This window comes from Streptococcus mitis (assembly GCF_002096735.1).
Classification (GTDB): Bacteria; Bacillota; Bacilli; order Lactobacillales; family Streptococcaceae; genus Streptococcus; species Streptococcus mitis_CZ.
The window spans coordinates 27,774-43,557 of sequence record NZ_NCVC01000013.1 but is presented as its reverse complement, the minus strand read 5'-3'; the positions used below and the strand labels follow the sequence as shown (position 1 = coordinate 43,557).

Here is a 15,784-nt window from a genome sequence, read left to right as displayed (position 1 = left end):
GCTGCATCATATACATCTATACTTCGCTATCATCAGTTTTGTGACAATCATCATATTCAATTTCTTCTGATTGACCACGGCTATATGGTTCTTTCATTATGGTTTTCATCCCTTGCTTTGTATGGTATCTTTGTGAATGAGCAGGGACTGTATTCGGTGTGTAATCTCTAGTTACTGAAGCGCTTAATTGCTCTCCATCACTGTGTTCCGAATCTAATGTACCATTACTAGCTGTTGATGATTTTTCAAATCTATCATCAGTCGTATTTAGTAATCTATCATCCACTTCTATATCTGAAGTACCCTGATAAAATTTATAAGCAGCAATACCTGTAATAGTTACCCCAACAGAAATAAATATAAATTTAATCCATGACTTTTCCCATAGCTTTTTGACTTTCCAAATTAATTTATCAGATTTAGATTTTTCGTTTTCAATTGGAAAAATCATATTCATTGAAAAATCTTGATTCTCTATTTCACGATAATCAAATACTTCAATATATTCATTCGATGAAAGGTTAAAATTAGCTAATACAAACTCTACTCCTTCTCTTACGGCCTTTTGTTTATCTCCTTTTAGCAGTAACCTGATATACTCACCCTTTGGCAATTCAATAAATTCATATTTAGAAGAATCAATATCCGAACTATAATTATTAATACAGATTCTATAAGTGAATTCTCCTGAATAATCTGGTAATGTGGCAACCACAAACGGTTTCTCTATGTATTCTTTCTCTTTTTCAAAAAACTCTTTCCAAATTTCTTTAGGATAGTTTCTAAATTACATTCCCAAGAATACCCCAAGTATGTCTTGGCATCCCTAGTCTCCTTCTTATATTGAAGCATATTAACCACCTATTTTAAACTATTGTACAAAATCAACAGATTTTGTCACTAAAGCTCATATTACTTTTCAAACTCCTCTTTCCCAATACACACTGATGGATAGTGATCTAGTGTATTCAAATCAGTATCCATCGGCAAATCATAAATAGCTAAATAGTTTTCAGGATATTGAGCAACCAACTCTTCATACTTAGCTTTCACTTTTTCGTGATTGCTACTAGCATACAAGACTTCGACAACTGCCCCCGTCTTCTCTTTTTCAACAAATGCATTGACAATAAGTTGAATCATAGTAATTGATTAAATCCGAATACTGTATTTCTTTTTAGAAAATACAAGTAACCATGTTCCTTTCTTTTTCAAAATAAAATTAGCATCAGTTCAGTTGATTATCTATTTCTCAATATGGCCTAAATATATATTCTCCATATCCTAATTCCTTATAAAAGTTGTCAAAGTCTCTTTGATCTACATAAATAAAAGGATCAAAAGAATCTTTAGCAACAATCTCCGTAGTTTCACTTTGTTGCAATTTCACGACCAACCAAGGATTAATGATAAACATCCTTTTATTATTATGTATATAAAATAATCCAAAAATATTTGAAGGCCACAAAACATTCTCAATCATAATTTCTTGTTCAACATCAATGATATATTGATGTTCTTCTGACTTATTCAGTAGTAGTTGCAATTCCTTCGAATTAACAAAATATTTACCGATTTTTTCAAATCCAAAAATAATAAAACCTTCGTTATCAATAAAGCTTTTTGCAATATTATAATTCCCAGTTCCAACTGTAGTTGAAACATAATGGGAAACATAAGATTTAAAATTATAGAAAGTTTCTTTCCCACAATTATGAACAATTGCTTGCAATAACCTCAACCTCATCTTTTTATCTGAGGGTAAAAAGAACTCATCAATATTTATTTTTGTTTTAATTTCATTCAATAAGCACTCCTCATCATTAAATTGTTCTGAGAGTATTTGATTTTGACTATCCTCAAGTTTATTTTCAATAAAATCAACTCCTTTGTCCCCAACAATAAAGAATTTATTTAATCCATGTTTTAAAATATAGCTTATATCTGAATTTATATGCTTTAATCGAGTGCCTCTATAATAAGTAAAAAATGAATCGCTAAAATTAACATTACTAATAAACAATTTAAACTTTTTTATAATCTCTTCATTAACGACTTCCAATTGGTAACCTGACATACATTTTGGATCAATTGTTCTAAAATCAACATCAATAAAATCTATATCTAAGTCTACTTTTTTAAATTTTGAATCTTTGATTATAACCATACTGCATTAAATATCCTTTCTAAATCCCTGCATATCAACAATACATTAATAGCTATAGTCGCCTCGAAAAACTACTGATTTTCTATTTTTAGAATTATCCTATATATTATTCAAATAAACTATTTTTAAAACTCTTCCACACCATCCGGCACATCACTAAACAAAGTGACATGTCCCATCTTGCGGTTGCGCTTCGCTTCTATTTTACCATACATGTGGAGGTGGGCGCTTGGATTTTCTGTCACATATTTTTCAGCGACCTCGACGTGTTGGCCGAGGACATTGAGCATAACAGCAGGCGCATGTAGTTTGATGGCTGGTAATGGTGCTCCGAGAACGCCTAGAATATGGGTATCAAACTGGGAGAAGTCACAGGCTTCGATTGAATAGTGCCCAGAGTTATGTGGACGTGGGGCGATTTCGTTAACAATGATATCATCAGCTGTCGCAAACATTTCCACACAAAGTGTTCCAGACAAATTCAGTTGTTCTGCGATTCGCACTGCCATTGCTTTAGCCTTGTCAGCTAAACTTGCTGAAATGCGAGCAGGCACGATAGTCTTAGACAAGATGTTGTTGCGGTGGATATTTTCCTGAACTGGGAAAACTGTCACTTCCTTGCCGTTGCCTGACACGATGACAGAAATCTCAAGGTCAAAGTTGACAAATTCCTCTAAAACGCAGGCTGCTGAGTCAGCTAACGCATAGGCTTCTTCCAAGTCTGCTTCTGAGCGAATGACCTTTTGCCCATGCCCATCGTAGCCACCAGTCGCAGTCTTGAGGACATAGTTTTTGGACAGGTCAATCTCCGCCAAGTCTCGGCTTGAAGTCACGACCTTGTAGGGTGCAACTGTCACTTGTGCCTTGTTTGAGAGAAAGTCCTTTTCAAAGATACGGTTTTGAGAAATACGGAGTAGGTCTGTTCCTTGTGGAAGTTGCCCATCCTTGACAACCGCATCCAGACCGTCAGCATCGACATTTTCAAACTCATAAGTCAGAACATCGCAACGCTCTGCCAACTGACGAAGCGCATCCACATCGTTATAAGGAGCCACGATGATCTCCGCCACGCGAGAGGCCGGGCAATCCGCCGCAGGATCCAGCGCGATAACCTTGTGCCCCATGTAGATAGCAGAAATGGCCATCATCTGACCCAGTTGACCACCACCGATAATTCCGATTGTTTTAGATGAGCTCATTTGACGACTCCTCTGCGATTTTTCCTTGTTCTTCTGCGAAATCTGCCAATGCTGTCGCGATAGACTGATCCTCTACTGAGAGGAGACGGAGAGCGAAGAGGGCAGCGTTGGTCGCACCTGCTTCACCGATAGCCATTGTCGCAACAGGCACCCCACCCGGCATCTGAACGATAGAGTAGAGTGAGTCCACGCCACTAAGAGCACGTGATTTGACTGGTACACCAATGACTGGAAGGGTTGTTTTGGCAGCTACCATTCCTGGCAAATGAGCTGCGCCTCCCGCACCTGCGATGATAACCTTGATGCCGCGGCTACGGGCTTCTTCTGCATGTCTGAACATAAGGTCTGGTGTACGGTGGGCAGAGACAACCTTCTTTTCATAGGCTACACCAAAGCGGTCTAGGACTTCTGCTGTTTTTTGCATGGTTGCCCAGTCAGATTTTGAGCCCATGATTATGGAAATAATTGGTTTAATCATAATTTTTCCTTTTTTCTTCTTTTTGATAATGGTCTTAGGTGGTGGGGACGGAAGCAAACCTTCGGTTTCATTCCTAAACTTTGAGCCTAGGGTCTCAAAGTTTTCCCCGACCAGAACATTCACTGTTCTGGTCTTTTCACCACGGTGACCATTATCGTATTTGGCGACTTCGTCGCGTTATTCTTATATCTTTACTTAATTGCCTTACTTCCGATATCTGTTCGGTAAAAGAGGCCTTCTGTGTTTTGTTTGTTAAGTTCGCTGTAGATGGTGTTTTGGGCTTCTTTGACGGTGTCTGCTGTGGTGACGAGCATATAGACACGTCCGCCGTTTGATAGCAGCGCTCTACTATTTTCCACAAACTTAGCCCCTGCATAGTAGGTGATGATATCTCCCTCGGTTTTTGCCGGCAATGCAACACCCTTTTCATAGTCTAGTGGGTAACCATTGGATGCGACAACCACACCCAGAGTCACACCCTTGTCCGTCCAAGTGATGGCTGGTTCTTTACCTTCCAAAATATCAGTAATATTTTGCGCAAAATCAGAGGTCAGACGAGGCAAGATAATCTGTGTTTCAGGATCTCCAAAGCGAGCATTGAACTCGATGACTTTAGAACCTTCTGCCGTCAGGATAAGCCCTGCGTAAAGGACACCCATATAAGGGCGACCTTCCTGAATCATCCCTTCAAGAACTGGCTTAACAATAGTCTTAACCGCTGTATCAACTACACTCTGTGGCAAGTGAGGAACTGGTGCATAGGCACCCATCCCACCAGTGTTAGGGCCCTTGTCCCCGTCGTAGGCACGTTTGTGGTCTTGCGCTGTAGGCATGATATAGAACTTGTCGCCATTGACAAAGGCAAAGAGTGAAAATTCCTCTCCTTCAAGGAATTCCTCGATAACTACACGCGCACCTGAATCACCGAATTTATTGTCCAAAAGCATCTCATGAGTGGCTTCGACCGCTTGCTCGACTGTCTCAGCAACGACAACACCCTTCCCAAGCGCCAAGCCATCCGCCTTGACTACGATAGGCGCACCCTGCTTTTCGATATAGGCCTTAGCTTCCTCGAAATCTGAAAAAGTCCCATAGGCTGCTGTCGGAACGCCGTATTTGACCATGATTTCCTTAGCAAAATCCTTGGACCACTCCAGCTCAGCTGCCAATCTTGTCGGACCAAAGGCTTTGAGACCAGCTGCATGGAAATCATCCACGATACCAGTCGCAAGGGCATCATCTGGCCCGATAAAGGTCCAAGCAATATCGTTAGCCTTTGCGAAGTCAATCAATTTAGAATGTTCGGAAATAGAGATATTTACCAATTCCAAACCATCCAGAGTCATCCCATCATTCCCAGGAGCAACAAAAACCTTTTCTACCTCTTTTGACTCAAGCAACTTCTTAGCAATCGCATGTTCACGACCACCCGAACCGACAACTAACAGCTTCATTTCTCAACCTCTTTTGCGAATTATTTACTAATATTATACCACAAACGTTCGTTTTAATCTTGTTTCACTTAGTATTTTAAGCTGAAAAAGGAAAGAAACTGTTTTCTTCCCTTTACCTTCTTAATGTCTAAAATGTCTCACACCTGTGAAGACCATGGTCAAGCCATACTTGTCAGCAGCTTCGATAGACTCTTTGTCACGGACGGAGCCTCCCGGCTGAATGATAGCCTTAATTCCTACTTTGGCAATTTCTTCCACATTATCCGCAAATGGGAAGAAGGCATCCGAAGCAAGTACAGCACCGTCAAGGCGGTCTTTGGCTTGGTCAATGGCAATACGAACAGAAGCCACACGGTTAGTCTGACCTGGACCAACACCCAGTGTCATGTGGTCGTTGGTTACAATGATTCCGTTTGATTTGACGTATTTAATAGCCTTCCAAGCAAACTCAAGAGCTGTCGCTTCTGTCTCAGTTGGTTGGCGTTTGGTCACCACTTGCCAATCGGCTGGGCTTTCCTTGACCACATCTTGGTTTTGCACCAGAAGTCCACCAACTACACCTGTGTATTCTGCTTCCACTTCGCTAGCCTCTTGAGCATCAAATGGCAAGGCAAGGATACGCAAGTTTTTCTTTTTGTTGGTCAAAATGGCTAGCGCTTCATCCGTATAGCTTGGTGCAATGATGATTTCAAGGAATACACCATGCATCTTCTCAGCTGTCGTAGCATCTACCTCACGGTTAAGAACGACAATCCCACCAAAGATAGAAACTGGGTCAGACTCATAAGCGTAGCCCCAAGCAGTCTCGATGTCATCAGCCTGACCGATTCCACATGGGTTCATGTGTTTGAGAGCCACAACGGTTGGACGATCTTTGAAATCACGGATGATACGAATGGCAGCGTCAGCATCACGGATATTGTTGAATGACAATTCCTTACCGTTAAGCTGTTTCGCTGATGCAATAGAATAATCTGTCGGCAAAGCTTTCTGGTAGAAGTCCGCATCCTGCTGAGGATTTTCCCCATAGCGCATGGCTTGCTTGAGATCATAAGTCAAAGTGAGCTTTTCTGGTTTGCTTTCTCCGACTTGAACTGTAAAGTATTCTGCAATCAAGGCATCATAAGCTGCTGTGTGACGGAAAACCTTGGCTGCCAAACGTTGTCGAGTTTTGTAAGTTGTTTCACCGTTTGCTGACAATTCGTCAAGAATCACAGCATAATCCTCTGGGTCTACAACAACTGTTACGCTAGCATGATTTTTAGCCGCTGAACGAAGCATGGATGGCCCGCCGATATCGATATTCTCCACCGCATCAGCATAAGTTACGTCTGGTTTGAGAATTGTTTCCTTGAATGGGTAAAGGTTGACCACAACAAGGTCGATGAGTTCAATCTGATTATCCTTAGCTGCTTCCAGGTGACTATCCAAGTCACGACGAGCGAGGAGTCCACCGTGTATATTTGGATGAAGGGTCTTAACACGACCATCCATCATTTCTGGGAACCCAGTCACATCATCAATCGCAATGGTGTCTACCCCAGCATTATCAAGGGCAACCTTGGTTCCACCTGTCGAGATGATATCCCAACCAAGTTTTTTGAGTTCTTGGGCAAATTCAACAATGCCCGCTTTGTCTGAGACGCTGATTAAGGCTTTTTTCGTCATTCTATTCCTCTTTCTTTAGGTCCAAGCGCATAGCGACTTCGTTATTTTCTTCTATAAATCCTGTTTCCTGAAAACCCAAACTAGTCAGCAGGTGCTTCATTTTTTCATTTCCAACCACATAATCTGCGATAATATGATTGCAAGCGATATCCATCTGAGCCTTTTTGATCAGAACTTCCATAGCTTTTCGTCCATAACCTCTTCCTTGGTACTGCTGGCCAATCATTATCCGCCAGATAAAGTATTCCGCTTCATCCTTATCTATTTCCAACAGGAGAAAACCAACTACAAGCTCATTCCAATAAATTGCCATTGGAAACACATCCCCATTCTCTCGGTAGAGCCATGCGTCAGCTAAAGAGCGTACATTTGGAGACACGAAACGTGCTCGTTCATCAGCTTCAGATATTTTCAAATCCAGCACTGCCTGAAAACTGCTCTCATCTACTAATTTCAGTTCAATCATTTTTTCTCCTTTTGAATAAATAGGGTTTTGAGGTGATTAAAGACTAATCTAACTCATATAAAAGGTAGTTATCAAAATTTATGATTCCTTTGAGGTAATCTCGGTCTGCTTTAGACAACTCAAATTCTGGAAAAGTCGCAATTAAACTGGACAAATAAAAATAATTCGGGTGCCTACGATAAGAAAAACCTGCTTGACCGAATTTCCCTTGACAAAAATCATAGGCAAGTTTCAATTCTTGACTTGTGACACCGTCTAAAATTTTATCTAACTCTGAAAGCTGACTTTTATCAGTATTTTCTATCATAGCTTTCACTGTATTTACTAAAACAAAAAGAAAATCATTAGTATTATCCAGTAGGATTGGTCTGTTAGATAACTTATTCTTTAACTCCATATAGTATTGGTCCATAATCATTTCTTCCTCTCCACTCCCAAAATATCCAACAATTCTGGATACAGTTTGTACTCTGTTTCGTGTATGCGAGTCTCGAAAGTATCTAGGGTATCCCCTTCAAGCCGTGGCACACGCACTTGTTTGATAATCTTTCCTGTATCCACACCTGAATCCACCCAATGAATGGTCACGCCGCTCTCAGCAACTCCAGCATTCCAAGCATCCTCAATCCCATGAGCTCCTGGAAACTCTGGCAGGTAGGCTGGATGAATGTTGATAATCCGACCTTCATAAGCCGCCAATAAGGTTGGCCCAACGATTTTCATGTAGCCTGCTAGGCAAACCAAGTCAATCTGGTGTTCTTCCAAAAGTTCGACAAGGGCTGCTTCGTAGTCTGCCTTACTCTCAAACTCTTTGAGTTCAAAAGCATAGGACAGAACGCCGAGCCTGTCCGCCCGCTCGAGCACATAAGCGTCACGATGGTCTGAAAAGACAAACTCCACCGGAAACTCTTCAGCAATCACCTGAAAATTTGAGCCATTACCAGAGGCAAAAACCGCTATTTTTTTCATTTGATGATGACACTTTCGTTTTCTTTCTTGACGATGCGACCAATTTCATAGACTGGTTCATCCAATAATTCTTTGACACGCTCTACATTTTCAGGGCTGACAGCCAACATGAGCCCCACACCCATATTGAAGATTTCAAACATTTCTTCATGCTTGATTTCACCGTATTTTTCAAGGGCTTTGAAGATTGGCAAAACTGGTACCTTGCTTTCTTCAATCTCAGCTGCTAGGTCAGCTGCAAACATACGAGGGACATTCTCAATGAAGCCACCACCTGTGATGTGGGCAATACCGTTGACCAAGCCTTCCTTGATAAGTGGCAAAACAGCCTTGACATAGATACGAGTCGGCTCAAGCAAAACTTCCTTGAGTTTCTTGCCTTCCAATTCTGGCAAAACTTCCTCACCTGTGTAGTCTGCAAAGACACGACGAACCAGAGAGTAACCATTGGAGTGAATCCCACTTGAAGCAAGTCCAAGAAGAACATCTCCTTCTGCCACCTTGGAGCCGTCAATAATTTGAGATTTTTCAGCCACACCGACTGCAAAACCAGCCAAGTCATAGTCATCTGCACCATACATACCAGGCATTTCAGCCGTTTCTCCACCAATGAGGGCGGCACCTGCCTTTACACAACCTTCTGCCACACCAGCGACTACTTGTTCTAGCTTAGCTGGTTCATTCTTGCCAGTTGCGACGTAGTCAAGGAAATAGAGGGGCTCCGCACCTGTAGCGATGATATCATTGACACACATGGCCACACAGTCCTGACCGATGGTATCGTGCTTGTCGTACTTGATAGCCAGCATGAGCTTGGTTCCGACACCATCAGTTCCTGAAATCAAGACGGGTTCTTTAACCCCAGTCTTTGAAAGGTCAAACATACCACCAAAGCCACCCAGAGCTCCCATGACACCTGCACGCTCCGTACGTGCCACGTGCTTTTTGATTCGTTCAACAACTTCATAACCCGCTTCAACATCTACACCCGACTGGGCATAAGCATTCTTATTTGTCATTTTGTCTCCTCTTCCTTTCCTTTAATGGAGAATCTTTATCCGTCTATTTGTAAAAACTGGTCTTTTCTTCCAAACTTCGACGATAGTCTTCCTCATAGTCATAGAGAGGTGTTGGGTAGTCACCGTCAAAGTAAGCGACACATAGACCACCATTTGGCGCATCCGTTTCAATACCAATTGACTCAATCAAACCTTCAACAGACAGATAGGTCAGACTGTCCGCACCAATGATTTGGCGAGTTTCTTCAACCGTATGATTGGCCGCAATCAGTTCCTGACGGGTCTGGATATCAATCCCGTAGAAACATGGATAAGCTAGCGCTGGACTGCCAATAGCCACGTGAACCTCAGTTGCACCCGCTTCTTTCAAGAGCTGAACGATACGACGAGAGGTTGTTCCACGTACAATAGAGTCATCAATCATAACCACACGCTTGCCTTTTACAACACCAGAAACAGCAGATAGTTTCATCCGCACCCCTTGCTCCCGCAATTCTTGAGTCGGTTGGATAAAGGTCCGTTGGGTGTATTGGTTCTTGATAAGGCCCATTTCATTTGGTAGCCCAGATTCTTCCGCAAATCCCATAGCCGCGCTGAGGGAAGAATTGGGCACACCTACCACAATATCTGCCTCATGCTTGAATTCACGCGCCAATTGGGCACCCATACGTTTACGAGCCGTATGGACATTGACACCATGAATATTAGAATCAGGGCGAGCAAAGTAGATATACTCCATGGAACAGATTGCTAACTGAGTATCATCTGTATAGCTATCATACTGGATGCCCTTGTCATCAATGATCACAATCTCACCTGGCTTCAAATCACGAATCCATTCAGCACCAATAACCTCAAAAGCACAGGTTTCAGAGGAAACCACCACCGCTCCGTTGGCCATTTTCCCGATAGAAAGTGGACGGAAACCATTGGGGTCAAGAGCCGCAATCAACTTGTCCTCAAACAGCAAGATATAGGCAAAACCACCTTTGACAAGGCTGAGCGCTTCCTTGATTTTGCCCATCAAGTTCGGATTGTGACTGCGACGAATGAGGTGAGCCAAGATTTCTGAGTCCGAAGTCGCGCTGAAAATCGCTCCTCTTTGTTCCAGTTCTTTCTTGAGAGAGGCTGCATTGGTCAGATTTCCATTATGAGCCAATCCAAACTGCATATCGTGAAAACGGAAGAGGAAGGGCTGAATGTTATCTACAGAAGCTTCGCCAGCAGTCGCGTAACGAACATGCCCAATCGCACCAGCTCCTGTCAATTTATCTAAGTTAGCAGGATTTCTGAAGACTTCTGATAGAAGACCCATATCGCGATGCCGCTGTAGTTTCCCTTGGTCATTGGAGAGGATTCCTGCCCCCTCTTGACCACGGTGCTGAAGACTGTGGAGTCCAAAATAGGTCAATTTAGCAGCATCTGGATGTCCCCAGATACCGAAAACACCACATTCTTCATTAAGAGATTTTACTTCGTATGTCATTTTATATACCTAATTTTTATTTGTGTAGCACCAAGAGCTAAATCTACATGACTTTTACATTACTGATACTATCTATTAGAAAATCTGTAAGTCTTATTTTCCAGTAAAGTATTTAACCGCCGACGTAAACAGGTGCTGGTCTTTATTTCCTGGGATATTTTGGAAAAGACCATCCTCATAACGTTCTGAGTGTCCCATTTTACCAATGATTTGGCCGTTCTTGCTAGTAATTCCCTCTATAGCATTTACAGAACCATTTGGATTGTACTTAGAATCCATACTTGGTTTGCCTTCGAAGTCCACGTATTGGCTGAAAATTTGTCCATTGTCACGGAGTTCCGCAAATTCCTCAGCCGTCACGACAAATTTCCCTTCACCGTGTGAAACAGGAATAGCGTGGATATCGCCCACTTGCACCGCAGCTAACCATGGTGAGTTGGTATTGGCAATGCGAGTTTCTACCATCTTGGCCACGTGTTGGTTGGCATCATTGTAGAAGAGGGTTGGGCTCGTACTTTTGGCATCTTCAAAGTTCCCGTAGGGAAGAAGACCTGATTTGACCAAGGCCTGGAATCCATTACAGATACCGATAATCAAGCCACCACGGGCGATAAAGCTATCAATAGCCACACGGACTTTTTCATTGAGAAGGATGTTGACGATAAACTTAGCTGAACCATCTGGCTCGTCCGCAGCTGAGAAACCACCTGCAAAGAAGAGAATGTTAGCCTTGCCGATGTTGTCAACCATGGTTTCAACTGACTTGACAATAGCCTCTTCATTCAAGGTCACAAATGGCACCAAGTTGACCTCTGCACCTTCTTTTTCGAAGGCCTTGGCTGAGTCATATTCCGAGTTGGTGCCCGGGAAGACTGGGATATAAACCACAGGTTTTTCAACCTTTTCTTTTGCTTTAATCACAACATCTGATGCCACAGCTGGTACTTCAGCTAGTTCTTTGGCTTGGGCAAATTCTGTTGGGTAAACTTCTTCCAGTTTTCCTTGGAAGGCACTGTCAAGTTTGTGTCCATCTAGCTTCACACCGTTGACAGTTAGTGTAAAGTCTGCACTTGTTTGACCGATTTTCTCTACTCCAGCAATTTCTTCAGGAGAAGTAAAGACAAATCCACCTAATTGTGCTGTCAAAGCCATTTCTAGTTCAGGCAAGGTTACCTCTGCACCGATATGATTTCCAAAGGTAGCAAGGACCAAACTTTCAAGCACACCGCCGTATTTAACAGCTGACGCAGATGTCACTTTGTAGCCAGCCTGGATGTCTTCAAACTGAGCAAAATTTTTCTTAGTCAAGTCAAAATCAATCTCTGCTGAAAGTGCTTGGCCTGGAATGTAGTAGATATTTTCCCCAACAGCTTTAAATTCTGGAGAGAGCACCTTACGGCTATCTGCTGTTGTCACTCCAAAAGCAACCAAGGTTGGTGGCACCGTCAATTCTTCAAAAGTACCAGACATAGAGTCCTTACCACCGATAGATGGCAAGCCAAGCTGAATCTGAGCTTCGATAGAGCCTAGAAGAGCTGCTACTGGCTGACCAAAACGCTCAGCTTGCTTGTCCATACGCTCGAAGTACTCTTGGTAAGAGAAGCGAGCCTTAGACCAGTTGGCACCAGCAGCAACCAAACGAGCAGTCGCTTCAATAACCGCATAGGCAGCACCGTGATATGGAGACCATTCAGCTACATATGGGTTGAATCCTTGAGCCATGACTGACGCAGTATGAGTCACACCGTGTTGAACTGGTAATTTCTGCACAGATGCCTCAGTTGGTGTGAGTTGGTAACGACCACCAAGTGGGTGATTAACCGTTGAGCGTCCAACAGAGCAGTCAAAGATAGTCTGCAAGCCTTTTTGACTCGCATGGTTCAAATCAGATAGAACCGCAAGGGTATCAGCTTCAAGTGTATCAGAGTTTGTTGTGCGCTCTTCTGGGAGCTTGACATCCTTGTCCACAACCTTTGCATCAACGACCACGCGCACACCGTTTGTATCAAGGAAACGACGTTCCAAGTCGACAATTGTTTCACCATTCCAGTGCATGACTAGATTTGGTTTTTCAGTCACTGTTGCCACCACAACAGCGTCAATATTTTCTTTATTACATTCAGCAACGAAGGCATCCACATCTTCAGGACGAACCACGACTGCCATCCGTTCTTGAGATTCAGAGATGGCAATTTCAGTACCATTCAAGCCCTGGTATTTAAGAGGCACCTTGTTGAGGTCGATTTCAAGACCGTCTGCTAATTCACCAATAGCTACACAGACACCACCAGCACCAAAGTCATTTGATTTTTTGATCAGACGTGTCACTTCACCATTACGGAAAAGACGTTGAATCTTACGTTCTTCGATAGCATTTCCTTTTTGAACCTCAGCTCCAGCAGTCTCTACAGACTCAACTGTTTGAACCTTGGAAGAACCTGTCGCACCACCGACACCATCACGTCCAGTCTTACCTCCAAGGAGGATAATTACATCACCCGCTTCCGGTTTTTCACGGACAACATTGCCCTTAGGAGCCGCACCGACAACAGCACCTAGCTCCATACGCTTAGCTACAAAGCCTGGGTGGAAATACTCACGAACGTAGGTCGTCGCAAGCCCAATCTGGTTACCGTATGAAGAATAACCATGAGCAGCTGTTTTAGAAATAACTTGTTGTGGCAATTTACCAGCGCGAGTTTCTGAAATCGGTGCTGTAATATCACCAGCACCTGAGATCCGCATAGCTTGGTAAACATATGAGCGACCTGATAATGGGTCACGAATAGCCCCACCAATACAAGTAGCCGCCCCACCAAATGGCTCAATTTCCGTTGGATGGTTGTGAGTTTCATTTTTAAACATGAGAAGCCATGGTTCTTTCACACCATCAACGTCCACTTCGATTTCTACTGAGCAGGCGTTTATTTCATCAGACACTTCCATGTCGTCCAAACGTCCATTGGCACGCTCATAACGACCGAAAATAGTCGCCATATCCATCAAGGTTTGCGGTTTTTCAGAACGCCCCAACTCATCGCGCATAGCGATATATTTATCATAGGTTGACTGCAATTGTTTTTGGAATTTAGAAGCTGAGAAATCAATCTGCTTTAACTCAGTCTCAAAAGTCGTGTGACGGCAGTGGTCAGACCAGTAAGTGTCCAAAACCTTGAGTTCTGTTTCCGTCGGCACGCGCCCGATTGACTTGAAATAGTCTTGGATAAAGAGCAAATCATCCACTTCCATGGCCATCCCTTGCTCAGCCTTGTAGCGAGCAAAGTCTTCTGCTGTATAGCTTTCAAAGAAAGTCAATTTCGGAATGGTCTTGTCTGACTCTGAAAATTCCTGCTTGGCAATCCCTGTCGTGATGTCCTTGAAACGAGAATCAACTGGGTTGAGTAAGTAGTTTTTGACCGCTTCTAACTCAGTCGCATCAATATCTTTATTCACCAAGTAAAGTTGGGCTGTATTAACCGTTACATCACTCGAACTTCCTAGTAAAAGCAAAGCTTCCTGTGAAGATGCTGCACGCTGGTCAAACTGCCCTGGTAGGCTTTCAATGGCAAAGAAAACATAGTTGGCAAGATCCGCCTGCACAGCCGCTTCGTCCAAAACATGGTCTGTCACCTGCTCAGAGAAAATATGTTTCTCTGCAGGTGCAAACAGGTCCTCTGCCAAGTCAAATACATCATACACTTGCACAATACGAATACTTTTCAAGCTTGAAAGCCCCAAGTTGTGCTGGAGTTCTCTCACCAAACTCTCTGACTTGACCTGAAAATCAGCCTTTTTTTCAACAAAAATACGTTTATCCATCAATCCTTATTCCTTTATTTCAGCTCTTACAATGTTTCCAAATTACCTTGAGAGTCTTGCAAATAGATTATTTCAATTCCTGCAACTTTTCCCAGACGATCTCGTAAACGTCTGTCAGTTCTCCCAATCCCCTACGGAGTGAAAAGGTCTGGGGGACCTTTTCAGCCTGAGTCCTTTTAGTTGAGAGACGAAGGTTTTCCGTTGCAAACAGATTATTTCAATCCCTGCAATTTCTCCCAAACAATCTCGTAAACGTCTGTTAGTTCTCCCAATCCTCTACGGAAAACATCCTTATCCATGTGGTTGCCATCCGCATCCCACAAACGGCAGTTATCTGGTGAAAATTCATCTGCTAAGATAATCTTGCCATCCTTGTCAAAACCGAACTCTAGCTTAAAGTCAATCAACTTAAGGCCAATCTCAGCAAACCAGGCTTTCAAGAGTTCATTGATCCGACGAGTTTCTTCCTTCAAGTAGGCGATTTGCTGGTCATCCGCAATCTGTAGGAATTTCACATGCTCATCATTGATGAATGGATCATCCAAATCATCATTTTTATAGTAAAATTCAACAATCGGAATCTCCAAGGCGATTCCCTCATCCACACCAAAACGTTTTGAAAAGGAACCAGCCGTGTAGTTGCGAAGCACGACTTCCAAAGGAATGATTTCCACCTTTTTATTGAGTTGTTCCGTATCTGAAAGTTTCTCCACAAAGTGAGTCGCCACACCAGCCGCATTTAATTTCTCAAAAATAAAAGATGAAATCTGATTATTCAACACTCCCTTACCTGCAATCTGCTCCTTCTTAACACCATTGAAAGCAGTCGCCTGGTCCTTGTAAGTTGAAATAATAAGATTTTCATCCTCAGTTGTATAGATATCTTTAGCTTTTCCCGAATAGATCAATTGTTTTGACATTTTAAAGTTCGCCTTTCGTATTACTTGAGCACATTCTACCATAAAAAACCTAAAATTACAAGAATTTAACCGAATAAATAACGTAGTAACCTCAAAAATCATAAAGAAAAAACCGCAAGAAATATCTTTCTCACAGTTT

The 15,784-nt window shown here is 42.6% G+C and carries 14 protein-coding genes and 1 pseudogene; all 15 read right to left on the bottom strand.

Features of this window, described 5'->3' with window-relative positions:
• Positions 1-16: 16 nt before the first annotated feature.
• The 15 genes and pseudogenes from B7703_RS02910 to purC all read right to left on the bottom strand — a co-directional run bounded on the left by B7703_RS02910 (position 17) and on the right by purC (position 15,645).
• Positions 17-715 carry a hypothetical protein gene (locus B7703_RS02910; protein ID WP_084923551.1) on the bottom strand — a complete coding sequence of 233 codons (699 nt, stop codon included), beginning with the start codon at positions 713-715 and terminating at the stop codon, positions 17-19.
• A 197-nt stretch (positions 716-912) separates the two neighbouring features.
• Positions 913-1,143: a phosphoribosylaminoimidazole carboxylase gene (locus tag B7703_RS02905; protein ID WP_084923550.1), complete on the bottom strand. Its 231-nt coding sequence runs from the start codon at positions 1,141-1,143 to the stop codon at positions 913-915.
• A 109-nt stretch (positions 1,144-1,252) separates the two neighbouring features.
• On the bottom strand, positions 1,253-2,167 hold the full coding sequence (locus B7703_RS02900; protein WP_084923548.1) for a hypothetical protein: 915 nt from the start codon (positions 2,165-2,167) through the stop codon (positions 1,253-1,255).
• 125 nt (positions 2,168-2,292) lie between these two features.
• Positions 2,293-3,366 carry a 5-(carboxyamino)imidazole ribonucleotide synthase gene (gene purK / locus B7703_RS02895; protein ID WP_084923546.1) on the bottom strand — a complete coding sequence of 358 codons (1,074 nt, stop codon included), beginning with the start codon at positions 3,364-3,366 and terminating at the stop codon, positions 2,293-2,295.
• Positions 3,353-3,841, bottom strand: a complete 489-nt coding sequence (gene purE, locus B7703_RS02890; protein WP_192851955.1) for a 5-(carboxyamino)imidazole ribonucleotide mutase — start codon at positions 3,839-3,841, stop codon at positions 3,353-3,355. Before purE ends, purK begins: the two co-directional genes overlap by 14 nt.
• 194 nt (positions 3,842-4,035) lie before the next feature.
• Positions 4,036-5,298: a phosphoribosylamine--glycine ligase gene (purD, locus tag B7703_RS02885; RefSeq protein WP_084923545.1), complete on the bottom strand. Its 1,263-nt coding sequence runs from the start codon at positions 5,296-5,298 to the stop codon at positions 4,036-4,038.
• A gap of 120 nt (positions 5,299-5,418) precedes the next feature.
• Complete coding sequence (gene purH / locus B7703_RS02880) at positions 5,419-6,966, bottom strand: bifunctional phosphoribosylaminoimidazolecarboxamide formyltransferase/IMP cyclohydrolase (protein ID WP_084923543.1); 1,548 nt, start codon at positions 6,964-6,966, stop codon at positions 5,419-5,421.
• A 1-nt stretch (position 6,967) separates the two neighbouring features.
• A complete protein-coding gene (locus tag B7703_RS02875; RefSeq protein ID WP_084923542.1) occupies positions 6,968-7,432 on the bottom strand; it encodes a GNAT family N-acetyltransferase in 465 nt (154 codons plus the stop codon).
• Between the two features lie 43 nt (positions 7,433-7,475).
• Positions 7,476-7,844 carry a hypothetical protein gene (locus tag B7703_RS02870; protein WP_002224354.1) on the bottom strand — a complete coding sequence of 123 codons (369 nt, stop codon included), beginning with the start codon at positions 7,842-7,844 and terminating at the stop codon, positions 7,476-7,478.
• A gap of 2 nt (positions 7,845-7,846) precedes the next feature.
• Positions 7,847-8,401: a phosphoribosylglycinamide formyltransferase gene (purN, locus tag B7703_RS02865; RefSeq protein WP_060627287.1), complete on the bottom strand. Its 555-nt coding sequence runs from the start codon at positions 8,399-8,401 to the stop codon at positions 7,847-7,849.
• Positions 8,398-9,420: a phosphoribosylformylglycinamidine cyclo-ligase gene (gene purM / locus B7703_RS02860; RefSeq protein WP_060627288.1), complete on the bottom strand. Its 1,023-nt coding sequence runs from the start codon at positions 9,418-9,420 to the stop codon at positions 8,398-8,400. The genes purN and purM overlap by 4 nt, the downstream gene beginning before the upstream one ends.
• A 43-nt stretch (positions 9,421-9,463) precedes the next feature.
• On the bottom strand, positions 9,464-10,906 hold the full coding sequence (gene purF / locus B7703_RS02855; RefSeq protein ID WP_060627289.1) for an amidophosphoribosyltransferase: 1,443 nt from the start codon (positions 10,904-10,906) through the stop codon (positions 9,464-9,466).
• A gap of 93 nt (positions 10,907-10,999) precedes the next feature.
• Positions 11,000-14,725: a phosphoribosylformylglycinamidine synthase gene (locus B7703_RS02850; protein WP_084923540.1), complete on the bottom strand. Its 3,726-nt coding sequence runs from the start codon at positions 14,723-14,725 to the stop codon at positions 11,000-11,002.
• Between the two features lie 67 nt (positions 14,726-14,792).
• A pseudogene (locus tag B7703_RS10260) lies at positions 14,793-14,861 on the bottom strand (phosphoribosylaminoimidazolesuccinocarboxamide synthase); the annotation flags it as partial.
• Between the two features lie 76 nt (positions 14,862-14,937).
• Complete coding sequence (purC, locus tag B7703_RS02840) at positions 14,938-15,645, bottom strand: phosphoribosylaminoimidazolesuccinocarboxamide synthase (RefSeq protein ID WP_142358187.1); 708 nt, start codon at positions 15,643-15,645, stop codon at positions 14,938-14,940.
• Positions 15,646-15,784 lie beyond the last annotated feature (139 nt).

Excerpts from the sequence above, each read along its gene's own strand:
- B7703_RS02905 (WP_084923550.1), bottom strand. The coding sequence starts at position 1,143 with ATGATTCAACTTATTGTCAATGCATTTGTTGAAAAAGAGAAGACGGGG.
- B7703_RS02900 (WP_084923548.1), bottom strand. The coding sequence starts at position 2,167 with ATGGTTATAATCAAAGATTCAAAATTTAAAAAAGTAGACTTAGATATA.
- purK (WP_084923546.1), bottom strand. The coding sequence starts at position 3,366 with ATGAGCTCATCTAAAACAATCGGAATTATCGGTGGTGGTCAACTGGGT.
- purD (WP_084923545.1), bottom strand. The coding sequence starts at position 5,298 with ATGAAGCTGTTAGTTGTCGGTTCGGGTGGTCGTGAACATGCGATTGCT.
- purH (WP_084923543.1), bottom strand. The coding sequence starts at position 6,966 with ATGACGAAAAAAGCCTTAATCAGCGTCTCAGACAAAGCGGGCATTGTT.
- B7703_RS02875 (WP_084923542.1), bottom strand. The coding sequence starts at position 7,432 with ATGATTGAACTGAAATTAGTAGATGAGAGCAGTTTTCAGGCAGTGCTG.
- B7703_RS02870 (WP_002224354.1), bottom strand. The coding sequence starts at position 7,844 with ATGGACCAATACTATATGGAGTTAAAGAATAAGTTATCTAACAGACCA.
- purN (WP_060627287.1), bottom strand. The coding sequence starts at position 8,401 with ATGAAAAAAATAGCGGTTTTTGCCTCTGGTAATGGCTCAAATTTTCAG.
- purM (WP_060627288.1), bottom strand. The coding sequence starts at position 9,420 with ATGACAAATAAGAATGCTTATGCCCAGTCGGGTGTAGATGTTGAAGCG.
- purF (WP_060627289.1), bottom strand. The coding sequence starts at position 10,906 with ATGACATACGAAGTAAAATCTCTTAATGAAGAATGTGGTGTTTTCGGT.
- B7703_RS02850 (WP_084923540.1), bottom strand. The coding sequence starts at position 14,725 with ATGGATAAACGTATTTTTGTTGAAAAAAAGGCTGATTTTCAGGTCAAG.
- purC (WP_142358187.1), bottom strand. The coding sequence starts at position 15,645 with ATGTCAAAACAATTGATCTATTCGGGAAAAGCTAAAGATATCTATACA.